Origin of the sequence: Streptomyces sp. NPDC002018 (assembly GCF_042890865.1) — a bacterium.
Lineage (GTDB): Bacteria > Actinomycetota > Actinomycetes > Streptomycetales > Streptomycetaceae > Streptomyces.
In genome coordinates this window covers 352,149-371,380 of sequence record NZ_JBIASO010000009.1, presented here as the reverse complement: position 1 = coordinate 371,380, position 19,232 = coordinate 352,149, and the positions used below count along the sequence as shown (strand labels likewise).

General features: G+C 72.9%; 20 protein-coding genes and 1 pseudogene. 9 read left to right on the top strand and 12 right to left on the bottom strand.

All coding sequences use genetic code 11. The features are described 5' to 3' along the window. The 6 genes and pseudogenes from ACFYYH_RS18075 to ACFYYH_RS18050 form a co-directional block, all read left to right on the top strand. Nucleotides 1–156, top strand: a pseudogene (locus ACFYYH_RS18075) (IS5/IS1182 family transposase); the annotation flags it as partial. Nucleotides 157–397: 241 nt separating this feature from the next. Next, nucleotides 398–1,522, top strand: a complete 1,125-nt coding sequence (locus ACFYYH_RS18070) for a DEDDh family exonuclease (RefSeq protein WP_388551669.1) — start codon at nt 398–400, stop codon at nt 1,520–1,522. A gap of 63 nt (nt 1,523–1,585) precedes the next feature. Next, on the top strand, nt 1,586–1,819 hold the full coding sequence (locus ACFYYH_RS18065) for a hypothetical protein (RefSeq protein ID WP_388551667.1): 234 nt from the start codon (nt 1,586–1,588) through the stop codon (nt 1,817–1,819). 89 nt (nt 1,820–1,908) lie between these two features. Further along, the gene (locus ACFYYH_RS18060) at nt 1,909–2,709 is read left to right on the top strand and encodes an SURF1 family protein (RefSeq protein ID WP_388551665.1); all 801 of its coding nucleotides are present in this window, start codon (nt 1,909–1,911) and stop codon (nt 2,707–2,709) included. A gap of 43 nt (nt 2,710–2,752) precedes the next feature. Beyond that, nucleotides 2,753–4,537: a glycoside hydrolase family 15 protein gene (locus ACFYYH_RS18055; protein ID WP_388551664.1), complete on the top strand. Its 1,785-nt coding sequence runs from the start codon at nt 2,753–2,755 to the stop codon at nt 4,535–4,537. A gap of 4 nt (nt 4,538–4,541) precedes the next feature. Further along, entirely contained in the window at nt 4,542–5,297 is a 756-nt protein-coding gene (locus ACFYYH_RS18050) for an SDR family oxidoreductase (protein WP_388551662.1), read from the top strand. A 95-nt stretch (nt 5,298–5,392) separates the two neighbouring features. Here ACFYYH_RS18050 and amaP read toward each other — a convergent pair whose 3' ends face one another. From amaP to ACFYYH_RS18025, 5 genes are all read right to left on the bottom strand, one after another. Beyond that, on the bottom strand, nt 5,393–5,971 hold the full coding sequence (amaP, locus tag ACFYYH_RS18045; RefSeq protein ID WP_388551660.1) for an alkaline shock response membrane anchor protein AmaP: 579 nt from the start codon (nt 5,969–5,971) through the stop codon (nt 5,393–5,395). Between the two features lie 4 nt (nt 5,972–5,975). Next, nucleotides 5,976–6,791 (bottom strand): DUF6286 domain-containing protein, encoded by an 816-nt coding sequence (locus ACFYYH_RS18040; RefSeq protein ID WP_388551658.1) that lies wholly within the window; start codon nt 6,789–6,791, stop codon nt 5,976–5,978. Then, entirely contained in the window at nt 6,788–7,153 is a 366-nt protein-coding gene (locus ACFYYH_RS18035) for a hypothetical protein (RefSeq protein WP_388551656.1), read from the bottom strand. The genes ACFYYH_RS18040 and ACFYYH_RS18035 overlap by 4 nt, the downstream gene beginning before the upstream one ends. Before the next feature lie 6 nt (nt 7,154–7,159). Beyond that, nucleotides 7,160–7,357: a hypothetical protein gene (locus ACFYYH_RS18030; RefSeq protein WP_388551655.1), complete on the bottom strand. Its 198-nt coding sequence runs from the start codon at nt 7,355–7,357 to the stop codon at nt 7,160–7,162. A 75-nt stretch (nt 7,358–7,432) separates the two neighbouring features. Continuing rightward, on the bottom strand, nt 7,433–7,924 hold the full coding sequence (locus tag ACFYYH_RS18025) for an Asp23/Gls24 family envelope stress response protein (RefSeq protein WP_388551653.1): 492 nt from the start codon (nt 7,922–7,924) through the stop codon (nt 7,433–7,435). Nucleotides 7,925–8,017: 93 nt separating this feature from the next. On the opposite strand from ACFYYH_RS18025, the gene ACFYYH_RS18020 reads away from it, so the two are divergent. From ACFYYH_RS18020 to ACFYYH_RS18010, 3 genes are all read left to right on the top strand, one after another. Continuing rightward, nucleotides 8,018–8,731, top strand: a complete 714-nt coding sequence (locus ACFYYH_RS18020) for a hypothetical protein (protein WP_388551652.1) — start codon at nt 8,018–8,020, stop codon at nt 8,729–8,731. A gap of 234 nt (nt 8,732–8,965) precedes the next feature. Then, entirely contained in the window at nt 8,966–10,135 is a 1,170-nt protein-coding gene (locus ACFYYH_RS18015; RefSeq protein WP_388551650.1) for a Dyp-type peroxidase, read from the top strand. Continuing rightward, nucleotides 10,116–10,925, top strand: coding sequence for a family 1 encapsulin nanocompartment shell protein (locus ACFYYH_RS18010; RefSeq protein WP_388551648.1), 810 nt, complete (start codon nt 10,116–10,118; stop codon nt 10,923–10,925). Before ACFYYH_RS18015 ends, ACFYYH_RS18010 begins: the two co-directional genes overlap by 20 nt. Before the next feature lie 49 nt (nt 10,926–10,974). On the opposite strand, the gene ACFYYH_RS18005 is transcribed toward ACFYYH_RS18010, so the two are convergent. The 7 genes from ACFYYH_RS18005 to ACFYYH_RS17975 form a co-directional block, all read right to left on the bottom strand. Continuing rightward, entirely contained in the window at nt 10,975–11,790 is an 816-nt protein-coding gene (locus tag ACFYYH_RS18005) for an enoyl-CoA hydratase/isomerase family protein (protein WP_388551647.1), read from the bottom strand. A 129-nt stretch (nt 11,791–11,919) separates the two neighbouring features. Beyond that, nucleotides 11,920–12,141, bottom strand: coding sequence for a helix-turn-helix domain-containing protein (locus tag ACFYYH_RS18000; protein WP_030753304.1), 222 nt, complete (start codon nt 12,139–12,141; stop codon nt 11,920–11,922). 638 nt (nt 12,142–12,779) lie between these two features. Next, nucleotides 12,780–14,378, bottom strand: a complete 1,599-nt coding sequence (locus ACFYYH_RS17995; RefSeq protein ID WP_388551645.1) for an ABC-F family ATP-binding cassette domain-containing protein — start codon at nt 14,376–14,378, stop codon at nt 12,780–12,782. A gap of 98 nt (nt 14,379–14,476) precedes the next feature. Next, nucleotides 14,477–15,352, bottom strand: coding sequence for a hypothetical protein (locus tag ACFYYH_RS17990; protein ID WP_388551644.1), 876 nt, complete (start codon nt 15,350–15,352; stop codon nt 14,477–14,479). Nucleotides 15,353–15,696: 344 nt separating this feature from the next. Then, a complete protein-coding gene (locus ACFYYH_RS17985; RefSeq protein WP_388551642.1) occupies nt 15,697–17,079 on the bottom strand; it encodes a hypothetical protein in 1,383 nt (460 codons plus the stop codon). A gap of 223 nt (nt 17,080–17,302) precedes the next feature. After that, the gene (locus tag ACFYYH_RS17980) at nt 17,303–18,430 is read right to left on the bottom strand and encodes an alpha/beta hydrolase (RefSeq protein ID WP_388551641.1); all 1,128 of its coding nucleotides are present in this window, start codon (nt 18,428–18,430) and stop codon (nt 17,303–17,305) included. An 88-nt stretch (nt 18,431–18,518) separates the two neighbouring features. Then, a complete protein-coding gene (locus ACFYYH_RS17975) occupies nt 18,519–19,184 on the bottom strand; it encodes a class II aldolase/adducin family protein (RefSeq protein ID WP_388551640.1) in 666 nt (221 codons plus the stop codon). Between the last annotated feature and the right edge of the window lie 48 nt (nt 19,185–19,232).

The window sequence follows — 19,232 nt, the reverse complement described above, 5'->3', positions numbered from 1 at the left end:
TTCGACGAAGAACGGTACAAGAAACGCAACACCGTCGAACGGGCCATCAACAGGCTGAAACAGCACCGGGCCGTGGCCACCCGATACGACAAGCGTGGCTACGTCTTCCTCGGCACCGCAACAGCGGCAGCCCTCACCATCTGGCTCCGAACATGATCGGCCGGACAAGTCCTAGGTCCTGGTGGCTGTTCAGCGGCCGGGAGGGCCGGGGGCTGTCAGGGCCGGGGGCTGTCAGGGCCGGGGCCGGCCGCGCGCCCGTCGGGCGGATGTCCGGCACGGCCAGGTGTCTCTGCGCGCCGTCGCCGCAGGGCCCTTGACGGTACGACGGCTCGCCCGGGGTGAGGGCGGGTAGCGGCCGACCGGGCGTCAGCTCTGTCAGTCCCGGCCCGTATTCTCTGTGACCATGCTCGACGACCATACGACTTCAGCGATGTGGCCGGCCGCCTACCCCCAGGGGTACGCGGTCGTCGACGTGGAGACCACCGGACTCGCACGCGACGACCGGATAGTGTCCGCTGCCGTCTACCGCCTGGACGCCCGGGGCGATGTCGAGGACCACTGGTACACGGTGGTCAATCCGGAGCGCGACCCGGGGCCCGTGTGGATCCACGGGCTGACGAGCGAGATGCTCGCCGACGCCCCGCTCTTCCCCGAGATCGCGGGCGAGCTGGCCGAGCGGCTCGACGGCCGGGTGCTCGTGGCGCACAACGCGATCTTCGACTGGTCGATGATCGCGCGGGAGTACGCGCGCGCCGCGCGGACCGCGCCCACCCGCCAGCGGCTGTGCACCATCGCGCTCTCCAAGGAGCTGGGCCTGCCCCTGCCCAACCACAAACTGGAGTCGCTGGCCGCGCACTTCGGTGTCGTGCAGCAGCGCGCGCACCACGCGCTCGACGACGCGCGGGTGCTGGCCGAGGCGTTCCGGCCGAGTCTGCACGCCGCCGCGCGCGGGGGCGTACGGCTGCCGCTGCTGGAGTGCCTGCCGCTCACCGAGTGGTCGGACGCCCCGGCGCGGCCCCGGGCCGGATATCAGCCCGCCTACCGGCAGACGAGCTGGCGCCCCTCCCGCAAGCGGCCCGCCTGCCCCTATCCGAACCCCGGGCGGTACGAACCGGGCGGGGCGCTGGTGCAGGGGATGCGGGTGGCGTTCTCGGGCGACACCTCGGTCGACCGCGAGCTGCTGGAGGACCGGGCCGTGGAGGCGGGGCTGCATGTGGCGACGAGCGTCTCCCGGCTGACGAGTCTGCTGGTGACCAATGACCCGGGGTCCTCGACGTCCAAGACGGTCAAGGCGGCGTCGTACGGCACACCGGTGATCGACGAGGCGGCCTTCACCCAGCTCCTCCGGGATGTGGCACCGGCGCGCGGTTCCGTCCCCGCGCCCACCGCCGGTTCCGCGTCCGGTTCCGTCCCCGCGCAGGCCGGCGGTTCCGTTCCCGCGCAGGCCGGCGGTTCCGTCCCCGCGCAGGCCGGCGAGCTCTTTCCGGCGCCCGCCGCCCGGTCCGTCCCCGCAGACGGGTGATTGGCGGGCGACTCGCCTGCGGCCCACTCGCGTACCGCCACGGGGCATCCCACTCTGTGGCGCATGGCACGTTGCGAGGTCTGCGGAAACGATTACGGCATGTCGTTCGAGGTGCACGCGCAGGGCGCGGTGCATGTCTTCGACTGTTTCTCCTGCGCCATCCACCGCATGGCGCCCATCTGTGAGCACTGCCGGGTCCAGATCATCGGGCAGGGGGTGGAGGTCGACGGCCACTGGTTCTGCGGCGGGCACTGCGCCCGCGCCGACGGCAGGGTGGGCATCGTCGACAGGGTCTGAGCCGGGGGCGCTGTCCGGATCATCCCTCATCGTCCTCCACCACCCACCCGCCGTCCGGCGGCCACCGGCCGCCGGGTACGGTCGATGGTGTGTACCGCTTCCTGTTGTCCCGGCAGTGGGTGATCCTCACCCTGCTCGGCCTCGCCCTCATCCCCGCGATGATCGAGCTGGGTTTCTGGCAGCTCCACCGGCACGAGCACCGGGTGTCGCAGAACTCCCTGATCTCGGACAACCTCAAGGCGAAACCCGTCCCGGTCACGGAGCTGACGTCCCCCGGGCACACCGTCCCGCGCGCGGACTACTGGCGCACCGTCACCGCGACCGGCACGTTCGACACCGCGCACGAGGTCGTCGTACGCCGCAGGACCTCCGCCGACGACCAGGTCGGCTATCACGTCCTCACCCCGCTCGTCCTGCGCGACGGCCGGGCCGTCGTCGTCAACCGGGGCTGGGTCCCGGGCACCGGCGACCAGCGGGCCTTCCCCGAGATCCCGGCCCCGCCGAAGGGTGAGGTCACCGTCACCGGCCGGCTGAAGGCCGACGAGACGGCGGCGGCCACCGGGATCAGGGACGTCCAGGATCTCCCGGCCCGGCAGGTCATGCTGATCAACAGTGAGCGGCAGGGGAAGGCCCTCGGCCGTACCGTCCTCGGCGGCTACATCGAGCAGACCGCTCCCGTGCCGGCCGCTGGTTCTCCCGAGCAGATCCCGACCCCCGACGACAGTTCGATCGGACCGCACATGGCGTACGCGGTCCAGTGGTGGCTGTTCGCCGCGGCCGTCCCCGTCGGCTGGGTGGTCCTGGTACGCCGTGAGAAGCGCGACCGGGCGACGGCGGCCGGGCGGGGCGTGCCCGCGTCCGAGCCGGAGCGCGCGCCCGCGACGGCCTGACCGTCCTGCTTAACCCCCCCGCGGGGCGGGAACAGCCCTGAGCGTGACTCAACGCATCGAGGACTACGCGCTCATCGGCGATCTCCAGACCGCCGCCCTCGTCGGCAGGAACGGCTCCATCGACTGGCTGTGCCTTCCTCGCTTCGACTCGGCGGCCTGCTTCGCCGCACTGCTCGGTGACGAGGAGAACGGCCACTGGCGGGTCGCCCCCGAGGGCGCGGGCGACTGCACACAGCGTGGCTATCTGGGCGAGACGCTGGTGCTCGAATCCCTGTGGGAGACCCGTACCGGCACGGTCAAGGTCATCGACTTCATGCCGCAGCGCGACGAGGCCCCCGACGTCGTGCGGATCATCGAGGGCGTCAGCGGCTCCGTCGAGATGAGCTCCACCCTGCGGCTGCGCTTCGACTTCGGTTCGGTCGTGCCCTGGATACGGCGTGAGGAGGGTCACCGGCTCGCGGTCGCGGGCCCCGACTCCGTCTGGCTGCGCAGCGAGCCCGAGGTGAGGACCTGGGGGCAGCAGTACAGCACCCGCTCGTCCTTCACCGTCGCCGAGGGCGAACGGGTGGCGTTCGTCCTCACCTGGCATCCCTCGCACCAGCCGCGCCCGGCGCTCATCGACCCGTTCGAGGCGCTGGCGCAGTGTCTGGAGGACTGGGCGATCTGGTCGGCGCGCAGCCGGTACACCGGCCCGAACCGCGCCGCCGTGATGCGCTCGCTCATCACGCTCAAGGCGCTGACGTACCGTCCGACGGGCGGCATCGTCGCGGCGCCGACCACCTCCCTGCCGGAGGCGCTGGGCGGCGTACGCAACTGGGACTACCGCTACTGCTGGCTGCGGGACTCGACGCTGACGCTGGGGGCGCTGCTGTCGGTCGGCTATCTGGAGGAGGCGGCGGCCTGGCGGGACTGGCTGCTGCGCGCCGTGGCCGGAGATCCGGCCGATCTTCAGATCATGTACGGGCTGGCCGGTGAACGGCGGCTGCCGGAGAGCGAGCTGGGCTGGCTGAGCGGATACGCGGGCTCCACCCCGGTGCGCACCGGCAACAGCGCGGTCGATCAGCTCCAGCTCGATGTGTACGGGGAGGTCATCGACTCGTTCCATGTGGCACGGACCTCGGGGCTGGCGCCGAAACCGCACGCCTGGAGTCTGGAACTGACCCTGCTCAGCTTCCTGGAGTCGAAGTGGCGCGAACCGGACGAGGGGCTGTGGGAGGTCCGGGGGCCCCGCCGGCACTTCGTGCACTCCAAGGTGATGGCGTGGGTGGCCGCCGACCGGGCCGTACGGACCCTGGAGACCGATCCGCGGCTCAGCGGCGACGCGGACCGCTGGCGGGCGATGCGGGACGAGGTCCACCGGGACGTGTGCGAGCGGGGGTACGACCCGGAACGGAACACCTTCACCCAGTCCTACGGGTCCGCCGAGCTGGACGCGGCGACCCTGCTCATTCCCCGGGTCGGGTTTCTGCCGCCGGACGATCCACGGGTCACCGGCACGATCGACGCGGTACGGGCGGAGCTGGGGCACGACGGTCTGCTGCGCCGCTACAGCACGACGGGGCCGGGCGTGGACGGACTGCCGGGCGAGGAGGGCGCGTTCCTGGTCTGCTCGTTCTGGCTGGCCGACGCGCTGCATCTGACGGGGCGTACGGAGGAGGCGAAGGAGCTGTTCGAGCGGCTGCTCTCGCTCCGCAACGATGTCGGGCTGCTCTCGGAGGAGTACGACCCGGTGGCGCGGCGGCAACTCGGGAACTTCCCCCAGGCGTTCAGTCATATCGGACTGGTGGTGACCGCCCTGACGCTCGCCGGGGAGCGCACGGCAGGATAGGCCCATGGATCTTGGACTGAAAGACCGTGTCTATGTCGTGACGGGCGCGTCGCGCGGGCTGGGCCGGGCGGCGGCCGAGGCGCTGGCCGAGGACGGCGCGAAGGTCGTCATCTCCGGACGGGACGAGCAGAACGTCGGCAGGACCGCCGCGGCCATCGGACCCGGTGTGTACGGGCTGGCCGCGGACAACGCGGACCCGGACGTGGCGGAGCGTCTGATCGGGGCGGCGCGGCAGGAGTTCGGCGGCTTCGACGGCATTCTGATCAGCGTCGGGGGCCCGCCGCCGGGGCTCGCGCAGGACAGCACGGACGAGCAGTGGCGGGCGGCGTTCGAGTCGGTCTTCCTGGGGGCGGTACGGCTGGCCCGCGCGGCGGCGGCGGAACTGGGCGAGGGGGGCGTCATCGGCTTCGTCCTCTCGGGCTCGGTCCATGAGCCGATACCGGGTCTGACGATCTCCAACGGCCTGCGTCCGGGCCTCGCGGGCTTCGCGAAGTCCCTGGCGTACGAACTCGGCCCGCGTGGCATCCGGGTGCTCGGCCTGCTGCCGGCCCGTATCGACACGGACCGCGTCCGCGAGCTGGACTCGCTGTCGGGCGATCCGGAGGTGGCGCGGGCGGCCCATGAGGCCCGTATCCCGCTGCGGCGGTACGGCACGCCGGCGGAGTTCGGCAGGACGGCCGCGTTCCTGCTCTCGCCGGCGGCGTCGTATCTGACCGGCGTCATGCTCCCGGTCGACGGCGGCGCCCGCCACGGCTTCTAGCCCAGCCAGATCCGAACGAAGGACCCCAGGTCCTGCCCCCGCTCCCGCCACTCCCCCGTCCCTCCCCGGGCGGGGGAAGGACGGGGACGCGGGGGTCAGGTGACTCGTTCCGCGCCGTGGCGGGACGCCCGGAGGCGGACTTCCGAGGGGAGCGCGGCCAGGCCCGTCGACTCACGGGCCTGGGCCAGTGCCTCGTCGGTGAGGCGGTTCAGCGACTGGTGCGGCGACGCGTGGGGTTCCAGGAGCAGCCGGATACGGGCGGACGGCCCCGAGCGGCGGCCCCTGAGGCGGACATGGGCGCGGGCCACGCCGTCGAGGGACTCCGCGTCGTCCTCCAGCACCCCTTCCAGCGCGCGTCCGCGCAGCAGCGCGCCCTGTCCGTCGCCGCTGTCGATCAGCACCTCCGCCAGCCGGGCCCGGTGGAGCTGGGCCAGCAGCCACCACAGGGCCAGGACCACCAGGACCGCGAGGCCGGCGATCACCACCGGCCACCACCAGCCGTCGGCGCGGTACCGCTCCCGGGCCGCACGGCTGAGCAGGACCTGGTGCGGTCCGCTGTACGGCCACCAGGACGGCACCGACCACCCCAGTCCCTGGGCGAGCACCACACCCCCCGCGCACAGCAGCACCAGGCCGACCAGCGCCAGCAGCACGCGGTTGACCACCCGGATCATCCCGTCACCCCTTCTTCACCGGCCTGCGGACCCGCACCGTCAGCGAGGGCGGCCTCGCGAGGCCCAGTTCGCCGATGCCGGTGCCCAGCGCCTCGTCCAGGTCGGCCCGTACCGCGTCGAGTTCCCGGAAGTGGGAGAGGGCCCGCGCCCTCACCCTGGAGCGGCCCACCCGTACCCGCGCGGACTGCACCCCGGAGACCTCCATGGCCCGGTCGCGCAGCACCAGCGCGGCGGCCTCCCGGTCGAGCCCGCCCCGCACCTCGGCGACATCCCGGCGCATGGGCAGGACCCGGCGCAGGCCGGGGGTCAGGGCGAGCACGACCAGCCACAGCCCGAGCGCCATCGCGACGCACGCGCCGACCAGCACCCAGGTTCGGTCGAGCGGCTGCCTGGCCAGTTCGTCGGCGAGTCTGCGGCGCCAGTACATCGCGGGCTGCCCCGCCCGTACCGCCGCGATGTCGTACAGCAGCAGGCCGGCGGCGCCGAGGAGGATCAACGAGACCAGCGCCGCGGGGATCCGCCGCGAGGACCAGAAGCGCCCGGCCCGGTGGTCCGCCTCGCCGGAGAGTGTCGGCCGCGGCTCGTACCGGGTGGCGGAGGCGGACAGGTCGAGGCCGGGCGGCCCGCCCGTACCGCCTGACCCGCCCGTGCCGCCTTGTCCGCCCGTGCCGCCTGACCCACCCGTATCGCCTTGTCCGCCTGTACCGCCTTGCCCGCCCGGTGCGCCGCCGCGTGCGGGCGCCGCTTCCCGCCCGGCCGCTGCCTCGGGCGCCTCACCGCTCGCGGGTCCGCCGACCGGACCGTCCGCCGGATCGCTCACCGGACCCTCCCCCGTGCCGTCAGACGCGACTGGACGGAGTGGAGCCGCTCGACCCGCACCACCACCTCGGGTACGTCCATGCCCGCCAAGTCCCTCACCCGCTGGGCGACCCGGGTCCGTACCGCGCCGCACTGCGTACCGATGTCCGAGGGGTAGTCCAGCTCGACCCCGATCCGAACCTGCGCGATGTCACGGTGCACCGTGACGGTGGCGTACGGCGCGGAGCCCCCTTGGGGCACACCGTCGAGCGCCTCGCGCGCCGCCCGCGCGGCGATCTTCGCGACGACCCGGTCGGCGATCGTGGTCGCCCCGCGTTCGCCGGCCGCCACCCGCTCACCGGCCGCCACCCCGTCACCGGCCACGCGGGATCACCGCCGCCGGCCGTCGCGGTCGCGGTCGCGGGTGCGGAAGAAATCGCCCGGTTCGAGATCGCCGTCGATGAACCGCCCCGCCACGAATCCGACCGCTCCCAACGCGGCCACCAGCACAAAGGCACCGAAGCCGCCGAAGTATCCGGCGAAACCGAGCGCCATACCGGCCACCAGGCCGACCACCGCCATGCTCATCGTTCGCTCCTCTTCCGCTGCTCGTCCACGCGCTTCCCGCGCTTTCCGCGCTTCCACCGCCTCGTCGGCGGTGGCCTACTGGACCCGCGTGTCCTGGTCCTCGTCATCTTCCTCGTCGGGCAGCTTGACGTCACTGACGGCGATATTGACCTCGACGACCTCAAGGCCCGTCATCCGCTCGACCGCCGCGATGACGTTCTCCCGTACGGCGGCGGCCACTTGGGTGATCGAGACGCCGTAGTCGACGACGATCTCCAGGTCGAGGGCCGTCTGTACCTCGCCCACCTCGGCCTTCACACCCCGGCTGACGGATCTGGTGCCGCCGGGGACCCGGTCGCGCATCGCGCCGAAGGTACGGGAGATGCCGCTGCCCATGGCGTGCACACCGAGCACGTCCCGGGCCGCCATCCCGGCGATCTTCTCCACCACGCCGTCGGCGATGGTGGTGCGGCCCCGCGTGGCGGGAGGGCCGCCCCCGCGCTTGGTGACGGACGTCCGCCTCCCGTCCTCGCCCGAGAGCTCTGCGGCGGAGGGCGCTGACTGATTGCGAGGTGTGCTGTCTGACATCGCCGTTCGTCCTTTCCGGGCGGTCGGGGACTTCGCTCCTCAGACTAGGTCCGCTTTCCCCGCACCGCGCCGTGGATGCGGCAGGCTGGAGGAATGACGACTGCGCACAGCTCCGACAGTTGGACGGCCGCCGTACGCCGGCGGCTCGACCTGGGCAGACTGCTTCCCCTGGGCGGGGCCGCCGACGGGACATGGCTGGCGGAACGCGCGGCGGTGGAGGAACTGAGACGGGCGGCGGCGGAGATGCCCGGCGCCGTGCTCGGCACGGTGCGGCTCTCCCCCGTGGACCCGGCCTCGGCGGAGGAGCCCTCCGTACCCCCGCCGCCGAGCGCGCTGCCACCCGGACGGCTCCGTATCGAGGCGGAGTTCGGCGAGCGGTTCACGGCGATGACGGACGAGCCCCTGCCCGCTGTGGCGGAACGGCTGCGCGCGGTGCTGTACACCCGCGCGGCGGAGGGGCTGGGGCTGCGGGTCTCGGAGATCGATCTGCGGGTGACGGCCCTGCTCGGCCCGGCGTCGGAATCCCCGGCGGGACCGGCTGCTCCGATCGAGCTACAGACGGCCGTCCCGGAGGGCGAACCCGGGCTGACGGCCGCCTCGGTGCCGGGTGTGGCCTGTCTGACCCGGACGCTGGGCAGCGCGGTGGCCGGCACTCCCGGGCATGTCCGGGTGGAGCTGGCGACGGCGGCGGGGCACCGGCCGCTGGATGTGGCGCGGGCGGTACGGGAGAGGGTCGCGGCGGCCGTACCGGGCGGGCCTTCGGTGGCGGTGCTGATCACGGCGACAGCGGTCGGCGCGCCGCGCTGAAGGCCCCGGCGCGGCGCGGCCCGCCGGCGCGCTCGGTCCGCCGGTACGGTCCCGCCGCGCTCCCCCGGTCCGCCGGTGCGGTCCGCCGCGCGCCGGACCGCCACGCGCCCCCGGCCCCCGCCGCGCGCTCTGCCACCGGATGCGGGGCTGGTCGGCGCCCAGGACAATGGTGCAGGTCAGGCCGGGGTACCGGTCGGCGTGGCGGCCCCGCTACGCGTGAGGAGGTAGGCGCCCATGGCCTCTCCCGCCCCGGAGGTGATCCCGCAGCCGGTACTGAGCCCGCTCACGGGCGCGGCGATCTTCCTGGTGGTGACGGTGGACCCGGGGGGCGAGCCGGTCGTACGGGATCTGCTGCCGGATCTGGCGGGGCTCCAGCGCGCGGTAGGTTTCCGCGCGCCCGACGGGCAGTTGAGCTGTGTCGCCGGTATCGGCTCCCAGGTCTGGGACCGTCTGTTCGGCGGACCGCGCCCGGCCGGGCTGCATCCCTTCCGCGAACTCGTCGGCCCGACGGGGCATCGCGCGGTGTCCACCCCCGGTGATCTGCTGTTCCATGTCCGGGCCGCGCGGCTGGACCTCTGTTTCAATCTGGCCTCCGAGATCATGGACCGGCTGCGGGGGGCCGTCACGGTCCACGACGAGGTGCATGGGTTCAAGTACTTCGACGTACGCGATCTGCTCGGCTTCGTCGACGGGACCGAGAACCCGGTCGGACCCGTGGCGCGGGCGGCGGTGCTGACCGGGGACGAGGACCCGGGGTTCGCCGGTGGGAGCTATGTGATCGTGCAGAAGTACCTGCACGACCTGGACGCGTGGAACGCCCTGCCCGTCGAGGCGCAGGAGCGGGTGATCGGCCGTACGAAACTCTCCGACATCGAGATGGCCGACGACGTCAAACCCGTCGACTCGCATGTCGCGCTGAACACGATCACGGACCCCGACGGCACCGAGCGGAAGATCCTGCGCGACAACATGCCGTTCGGCCATGTGGGGCGTGGCGAGTTCGGCACGTACTTCATCGGCTACGCCCGGACCCCCGAGGTCACCGAGAAGATGCTGGAGAACATGTTTCTCGGCAGTCCGTCGGCCACCCACGACCGGATCCTGGACTTCTCCACCGCCGTGACCGGCACGCTCTTCTTCGCGCCCAGCGCCGACTTCCTCGACGATCCGCCGGACCCGCCCGGAGTGGAGGCCGGATCCCAGGCCGGAGCGGCAGGAGCCGAGGCCGGAGCCGGGGAGGCAGGGGCGGCGGGACCGGATACGGGACCGGGAGCGGGGGCGGAAGCCCCGGCGATCCACACACGGAGCACCGACGGCTCGCTCGGGATCGGTGACCTGAAAAGCGGTGGCCCGAAGAGCGGTGACCTGAAGAGGAGCATCCCCGATGAAGAACCTGCACCGTGACCTGGCGCCCATCTCCGATGCCGCGTGGGCGGATCTGGAGGAAGAGGCACGGCGCACCTTCGTGCGCCATGTGGCCGCCCGCCGGATCGTGGATGTGCCCGAGCCCGCCGGCCTCGTGACGGCGGCGACAGGAACCGGCCATCTCGACGCCGTCGATCCGCCGGCCGACGGGGTCCTCGCCCACACCCGGGTGTCACAGCCGCTGGTCGAGCTGCGGGTGCCGTTCACCGTCGACCGCCGGCAGGTGGACGATGTCGAGCGCGGCGCCAAGGACGCGGACTGGCAGCCGGTGAAGGACGCCGCCCGGAAGATCGCCTTCGCCGAGGACCGGGCGGTCTTCGAGGGCTACCGGGCGGCGGGCATCGCGGGCATCCGGCAGAGCACGTCCAACCCGGAGCTGACCCTTCCCGCCGAGGTGCGCGACTACCCGGACGCCATCAGCCAGGCCGTCTCCACCCTGCGGCTGGCGGGCGTCGGCGGCCCGTACACCCTGGCGCTGAGCGCCGACGCGTACACCGCCGTCAACGAGACGTCCGACCACGGATATCCGATCCACAAACACATCGACCGGGTGCTGGACGGCGAGATCATCTGGGCGCCCGCCATCGACGGTGCCTTCCTGCTCTCCTCGCGCGGCGGCGACTTCGAACTCCGGCTCGGTCAGGACGTGTCCATCGGCTATCTGTCCCACGACGACACCAGCGTGCGGCTCTACTTCCAGGAGACGCTGACCTTCCTGATGTACACGAGCGAGGCCGCCGTGGCACTCACCTCGCCCCCGCAACTGTGAGTCCGTCGGCCGACGGCGGGACGGGCCCGCTCGGGGTGCTCACCCGCCGTCAGTCGGCGAGCCCCGCCAGATCGCGCAGCCGACGGGCCTGCGCCGCGCGCTCGGCCGCGCGCTGGGCCTCGAAGGAGCGGCCGGAGGCACCCTGGAGCAGCGCCTTGGTCTCGATCACCGCGTCCCGGGGGGCGGCCAGTAGGGCCGCCGCCAGATCCTGGACCGCGGCGTCGAGTTCGTCCACGGGCACCACGAGATTGGCGAGCCCGGTGCGCTCCGCCTCGTCCGCCTGGACGAAGCGGCCCGTGGCGCAGATCTCCAGCGCACGGGCATATCCCACGAGTCCCACCAGCGGATGGGTGCCGGTGAGATCCGGGACCAGGCCGAGACTCGTCTCGCGCATGGCGAATTGCGCATCCGACGCGACGACCCGGAGGTCGCAGGCCAGGGCGAGCTGGAAACCGGCACCGATGGCATGCCCCTGGACGGCCGCGATCGACACGATGTCATTGCGGCGCAGCCAGACGAAGCCGTCCTGGTACGAGGCGATGGCCGCGTCGAGGTCCGCGTCGGAACCCCGGGCCAGCTCCAGGAAGGACGGCTCGCCGTCGAACCCCTCGGGGGTGAACGCCTGCCGGTCGAGGCCCGCGGAGAAGGATGTGCCCTCACCACGCACCACCACGACCCGCACACTGCCCGGCAGTGACCTGCCGGCTTCTGTCAACGCCCGCCACAGAGCGGGAGACTGGGCGTTGCGCTTGGCCGGATTGGTCAGGGTCACCGTGGCAACCGCGTCCTCGACGGTGAGCCGTACACCGTCGGTGTCGAGCACTGGTTCACGTACTGGTTCGCGTACTGGGTCGAGCGAAGTCATACGGGCGCCTCCGGTCCGGGCAGTCAGGACATCAAGCTAAGTGACTGGACAGTAACCACCTGGGCGATCGCCTGATCGACCCGGGTGGCCACCGCCCGAACCGGTGGCCATGAGGAGCGCGCACGGTCGTCAGGCCGAAGCGGCCTTCTTGCCTCTGGTCGCTCCGCCGCGTCCCCGCAGTGTGACTCCGGACTCGCTGAGCATTCGGTGGACGAATCCATAGGAACGGCCTGTTTCCTCGGCCAGCGCCCGGATGCTCGCACCATTGTCGTACTTTTTCTTCAGGTCTGCCGCGAGCTTGTCGCGCGCGGCGCCGGTCACCCGGCTGCCCTTCTTCAGAGTCTCGGCCACCCGTGCCTCCTCATGGGAAGTGCGCTCTGGACTTCTCATGATCACCCCTTACGGGCCTCCTGGCCACCCATTCGGCAAGGTCCGTACGACAAGCTTTGGCAGAGTTCAAGCTTCCGGCGCGACCGGAATCCCCGGTTCCGGTCATGGCTGTAGCGGTCAAGGACCATGACAGGGGTCGAAGTGCCAGGTCAGCGACGTACCCATAAGGGCGGGGCGGATGATGGCTGTGACGGTACTCTCCGTCGCGCGGCACGCCGACTGTACGAGACGCACTCACACAGATGATGGATCACCGCTGAGCCGAATGATCCATACGGAGTGGATCACGGTCGGGATCGGGTCTGGATCGCCCCGTGGAACACTGCCGCACACCGCGCCACACACCGCCGCGCACCGCTCCGGAGCGCACCACCGACGCACCACCGGTGCGCCGCCCGGCGCCCTCCCCGGCCCGTCCGGCCGTCGGCGCACGCCCCCGGGCGCACGGCCCACCGGTGAACGGGTTCACAGGCGTACGGCCCGTCCGGCGGGCAGCGGGCGGCGGGCAGCGGGCAGCGGGCAGCGGGCAGCGGGCGCACCGGAGCACCCGGCGATCCGACGCGGATCACCGGGTGGCCGTGGGGACGCCCCCTGGGGGGTCAGGCGAGCGCGACCAGATCCGCGTAGTCCGCGCCCCAGAGGTCCTCGACCCCGTCGGGCAGCAGGATGATCCGCTCCGGCTCCAGCGCGTGGACCGCGCCCTCGTCGTGGGTGACGAGGATGACCGCGCCCTTGTAGGTGCGCAGCGCGCCGAGGATCTCCTCGCGGCTGGCCGGGTCCAGGTTGTTCGTCGGCTCGTCGAGGAGCAGCACATTGGCCGAGGAGACGACGAGGGTGGCGAGCGCCAGCCGGGTCTTCTCCCCGCCGGAGAGCACCCCGGCGGGCTTGTCGACGTCGTCACCGGAGAAGAGGAAGGAGCCCAGCGTCTTGCGGACCTCGACCAGATCGAGATCGGGCGCCGACGAGCGCATGTTCTCCAGGACCGAGCGGTCCGGATCGAGCGTCTCGTGCTCCTGGGCGTAGTAGCCCAGCTTCAGACCGTGGCCCGGGGTCACGCTTCCGGTGTCCGGCTTCTCGACCCCGGCCAGCAGCCGGAGCAGTGTGGTCTTGCCCGCGCCGTTGAGGCCGAGGATGACGACCCGGGAGCCCTTGTCAATGGCGAGATCCACATCGGTGAAGATCTCCAGAGAGCCGTACGACTTCGACAGGCCCTCGGCCGTCAGCGGGGTCCTGCCGCAGGGCGCCGGCTCGGGGAAGCGCAGCTTGGCGACCTTGTCGGACTGGCGGACCTCCTCCAGCCCCGACAGCAGCCGCTCGGCCCGGCGGGCCATGTTCTGCGCGGCCACGGTCTTGGTGGCCTTGGCGCGCATCTTGTCGGCCTGGGAGTTGAGGGCGGCGGCCTTCTTCTCCGCGTTGGCGCGCTCCCGCTTGCGTCGCTTCTCGTCGGCCTCGCGCTGCTGCTGGTAGAGCTTCCAGCCCATGTTGTAGACGTCGATCTGCGCGCGGTTGGCGTCCAGGTAGAAGACCTTGTTCACCACGGTCTCGACCAGCTCGACATCGTGGGAGATCACGATGAAGCCGCCCCGGTACGTCTTGAGGTAGTCGCGCAGCCAGACGATCGAGTCCGCGTCGAGGTGGTTGGTGGGCTCGTCGAGCAGCAGGGTGTCGGCGTCGGAGAAGAGGATCCGCGCCAGCTCCACCCGGCGGCGCTGACCGCCGGAGAGGGTGTGCAGGGGCTGGCCGAGCACCCGGTCGGGCAGCCCGAGCGCGGCGGCGATGGTGGCGGCCTCGGCCTCGGCGGCGTACCCGCCCTTGGTGAGGAACTCCGTCTCCAGGCGCTCGTACCTCTTCATCGCCTTCTCGCGGGTGGCGCCCTTGCCGTTGGCCATCCGGTCCTCGTTCTCGCGCATCTTCTTCAGCACGGAGTCGAGGTCGCGGGCGGACAGGACGCGGTCGCGGGCGAGGACGTCGAGATCGCCGGTACGCGGGTCCTGCGGCAGATACCCGACCTCCCCGGACCGGGTGATGGTGCCGGCGGCGGGGATGCCCTCACCGGCGAGGCACTTGGTGAGGGTGGTCTTGCCCGCTCCGTTGCGGCCCACGAGACCGATGCGGTCCCCCTTGGCGATACGGAACGAGGCGGACTCGATGAGGACACGGGCTCCGGCACGCAGCTCTACGCCGGTTGCGGTGATCACGGAAAGACTCCAGGGCGGTATGGACGGCGGAAGAGGGCAGGCGGAGGCGAGTCTTCGACGCCGGCTAATGCACAAGGAGAAATGCCATACGGAGCAGTCTAACCGGGCTGCGCAACTGCTTTCCGCTGCCGGTGGCCGGTGCCCTCGGCCGGGCGGTGGCCCGGGAGATCGTTCCCGAGCGGGGTGCGGTCGGGCACGATCCTGCCGAGTCCGTCGACGGCCTTCAGCTCGGCCGTCCAGGCGGAGTTCCCGGCACAGGGCTGGGCGACGAGCAGGGCTCCGCGCGTACGGACCGAGCGCCCCGGGTCGAAGGCGCAGCCCCGGGCGGCGGGCAGCACCCAGCGCAGATCACCGTCCTCGGTGCGGTACGCGGTGATACGGCGCGGGGTGACGACGGCGAGCATGCGGGACCCGGGGTCGAGGAGCTGGAGCACTCCGGCGCCCCGGCCGGGGGCGGCGGCCAGCCAGTCGGCGAGGCCGGGGAGGGCGCGGTGCCAGCGGACGGCGTGGCCGGTGGCGCTCTCGGTGTCGGTGACCAGGCCGTCGTTCCACAGGGCGAAGGCGTGACCGGGTGCCGCCGTGACGGCGAGGGGGCGGCGACCGGTGCGCTCATGGACCCAGCGCAGTGCGCCGGAGTGCGGATCGTGTGCCTCGACGCGGGGGCCCTCGGTGCGCAGGACCGGGTCCTGGGCGGCGGGCGGGGCGGGGGCCGGCGGGGCGTGGACGGTCAGCTGGTCACCGAAGGGGGCGTGCCGGGACTGATGGGCGGCGGTCACCAGGGGGAGCGCGAGGACGGCCGGGACGACGGCGAGCGCGAGCCGGAGGCCGCGCCGTGCGCGCCGGCGCCGCGTGGAGGTGGGGGGTGTCGCGCCGCTGTCTCCGCTTCCGCCGGGTCCCCCGCCGCTCTCCGGTGACGGCGCGGACGCGGTGGGCGTCGCGACGGTCGGCGTCGCGGTCGTGGACGGAACGGTCACTGCTCCCCCGGTCCCTGTGCGTTCTTCGCTGCTCGCGCCGTTCGCCGCTCGCAGTCCGGTACCACCGGTCTCGATCAGGCGTGAGCGTAGTCAGGGGCCGCGCGGACGGGGCCGGGACCTGCCGGGACAGGGCGATCCCGGCGGGACACATCGCCCGTTCGGCCTCGGGACCGACGGCCCGGCGCGGTCCGGGGCGTCCGGGCGGTCCGGGGCGGGGGCCGGGAGGCGGTCCCCCGCCCCAGGCTCCCCCGCCCGGCGCCGCCGCGCGGGCGGGCGGCGGCGGGCGACGGCGGCGGCGCGGTGAACGGCGGCGAGGCCGACAGCGGCGGGCGGCGGGCGGCGGGTCAGGAGCCTCCGGTGTGCACCTGGAAGGCGGCCCGGCGCACGGCCTTGGCCAGGGCGGGATCCGGGTGCGCGGCGGCCAGGGCGACCAGGACCTGGACGGTACGGGGGTGGCCGACGGCCCGGACCTCGTCCAGCAGGGCGGGCACATTGCCCTGCACGGCCGAGTCGAGATGGCGGACCAGCAGATCGCTCTCGCCGTGGTCGGCGACGGCCGCGGCGGTGTCCACCCAGAGCCAGGTCGACTCCTCGCGGGTGAGGACGTCGGCCGCGTCGTCGGGGTCGGCGCCCTCGTACTCCGCCAGCCAGAGCAGCGCGTAGGGGCGCAGCGAGGGCTCGTCGGCCGCCGCCCGTACGCCCGCCTCGGCGGGGGCGCCGACGACGCGCAGCGCCTCGAAGGCCAGTCCGCGCAGCAGCGCGTCCTCGCCCCGTGCGACGGTGAGCAGTTCGGTGACGGCACTGCCGACCGTACGGGCGGCGAGCCAGGCCCGGTATTCGGCGCGGGCCGGTCCTGGGGTGAGCCGGGCACAGCCGCGCAGCATGTGCTGGGCGGACTGTTCGATATTGCCGGCGGGGCTCTGGGCGGCGACACAGATCTGTTCCAGTTTGACCCAGACCGCCCAGTTGCCGAGCGGGGTCAGGGTCGCCTGGCCCTCCCCCAGGGTGAGCGCGCCGACGGCGGCCAGGCCTTCGAGGGCCCAGTCGAGCAGCGGGGGAAGGAGGGCCTCGTCCAGGGGCTCGGGGGCCGCGGGCTCGGCCGCCATGGGCTCCGCAGGCGCGGACGCGGCGGGCACGGACCCGTCGGCCTGGGACCCGTCGGCCGGGGACTCGTCGGGCACGGGCGGCGGTCCGTACGGGACCTCGCAGCGCTCCTCGTGGAGTTCCGCCACCCGCTGCCGCAGCAGATCGAGCAGGGCCGGCACGAGTACGGGTCCGGCCGAGAGCTGGAGCAGCGAGAGCACCTGGGGGACGGCCTCGACGACCTCGGCGACCGTGGCGGCGGCGACATCCTCGGGAGCCGGGTGCACCAGCGACCAGGCGTCGAAGAGGGCGACCCAGCCGCGCTGGACGGCGCTGTCGTCGCGGTCCCACGCCTGGAGCCGCCAGCCGGGTCTCACGGTGCCGCCGTGGAGCTCGACGAGCCCGGCCAGCCGCGCGCGGTCCCAGCCCGCGCGCACCTGCTCCGGAGTCAGCTCCAGCGCGGCGGCGGCCCGTTCCTGGGCGGGCACGTCGAAGGAACCCGTGCCGGAGCCCCGGTCGACGGCCGCCCAGCGAGCGATCCGCACCGCGTCGGCGAGGACCTCCCTGGCCTGGCGGGCCAGCTCCGCGGCGGGCGGAGTGCCCTCGGGCGGCCGGGGTGCCGGCCTGTTACGGCCGTCGGTCACAGCCCGTCGGGCCGTGGTCAACGGCCTCGGGCGGACGAGTCGGAGTCTGGAGTTGCGCGCCAATTGCTCATCAGGCTTTCGGGACGTCACGGGAGCAGTCTTCCCGGTGACCGCCCGAAAGCCCAAACGGAACCTGTTTTGTCGCTACCGGAACACCGGGGGGAGTCTCCCCGGCCCGACCGGGGCGAGGAGGCGGACGGGACGGAGGAGGCCTGATGGACGGCTACATGAGAGGGGTGAGGAAGCGGCGGAGCGCTTCCTCGTAGCCGGGCGGGTCCGCGTTCCACATCGCGGCGTGCGGAGCGTGCGCCACGGCGTGGAGGCCGATCAGTCCGGGGCGCAGGGCGGCGAGTTCGCGGGAGGGGTCCCAGGAGGCGAGGGTGTCGTCGGGCCCGTGGATGATCAGCGTGGGCACATGCAGATTGCGCGGGTCGGCGGCCTGGAGCAGCCGGTCGCCGTGGAGTCCCGTCCTGCCCTGGGCCGCCCTGACGGCCAGCGGCAGCAGCGGGGTGGGGGTGCGCCGGGCGGTGGCGAGGGCCCGCAGGGTGGCCTCCCAGTCCAGCACGGGCGAGTCCAGCACCAGCCCGGAGATCCGCTCGCTGTGCGCGGAGTTGGCGGCGGCATGCAGGGCCATCGTGGCGCCGGTGGACCAGCCGTACAGGATGACCCGCTCCGCGCCGTAGCGGACGGCGTACCGGATCGCCGCGTCGAGGTCGCGCCACTCGGAGTCGCCGAGATGACCGAGGCCGTCCGGGGAGCCGGGAGCGCCGGGGTCGCCCCGGTAGGCGAGATCGAGGACGGGGACCTGGAGCCCCGCCAGCAGTTCCATGACGTTCAGGGGGTGCTCGCGTGTGGTGCCGAGACCGTGCACGGTGATCACCCAGGTGTCCCGCGCTCCCGGTACGAACCAGGCGGGCAGGAGGCCGAGTTCGCCCGGCACCCGCTCCTCGCGGTGGTCGAGGCCGAGCGCGGTGGTGGGGTCGCCGCTGTGGACCTGGGGGGTGAGGCGTACGCGCGTACCGGGGACGAGGGTGCCGTGGCCGACCCGCTCCAGTCTCCGTACGACGGTGTCCGCGGGGTGCGGGACGCCCTCCAGAACGGGTCCGACGACCGCGTGGACGCCCCGGTTCCCGATCCCGTAGACACCGGGGCGCAGGGCGGCGAGACAGCGGGTCAGGGTGATCTGTCCCGCCGCCGTGGCGTGCACGGTGAGCCGGGGGTCGCCGGGCAGGGGCCGCCCCGGTGACGCCTTGAGCGCGGCATCGCCGGCGAGCCGGCCGGCCGCGACCGCGGCCGCACCGACTCCGATCACTGTGGAGACGGCCGCTGCCGTCGCTGTGGCGGGACGCACGGTCCCAGTGTCGTCACCCCCGGCCGCCCCGGCCACCGGGCGCGGTCCGTCGGGGTACGCGAGCGGCGGGGAACGGGCCGCCGCCGGATCAGCGGCCGGGCTGGCCGTAGCCCCTCAGCTTCTCCCCCGCCTCGCGGAGCTGGTCCTCGGAGAGCAGCGAGGGGGTGCGGCCCGGCACCGAGGAGGCGGTGAGCCAGAGGCGGCACATCCACTCGAGCTGGGCCGTGCGGTCGTAGGCCTGGGCGAGGGTGGCGCCGTAGGTCACCGTGCCGTGGTTCCGGAGCAGACAGCCGGTCCGGTCCCGCAGGGCGGCGAGCATGCCCGCCGCCAGTTCGTCCGTCCCGTACAGCGCGTACGGAGCGACCCGGACGGGTCCGCCGAAGGCCGCCGCCATGTAGTGGATCAGGGGCAGTTCGGGGACGAGCGTGGAGACGGCGGTGGCATGCACGGCGTGGGTGTGGACCACGGCCCGCGCCGGTGTGCTCCGGTAAACGGAGAGATGCAGCGGCAGCTCACTCGTGGGGGTGAATTCACCGAGGACCTGCCGGCCGTCCGGATTCACCCCGACGGCGTCCCCGGGACCGAGCTGTTCATAGGGAATTCCACTCGGCGTGACCAGGATGAGTCCGCCGACCCGTACCGAGACGTTGCCCGAGGTGCCGACGACCAGCCCCTCGGCGGCCGTCCTGCGGGCCGTGTGCACCAAGTCCTGCCAGGCCCCCGCTATCGCGTCCCGGCTCTGCTGATCGGTCATACGGCGATCCTGCCAGGAGTGTCCCGGCGTGTCGTACACCGTTCTCCC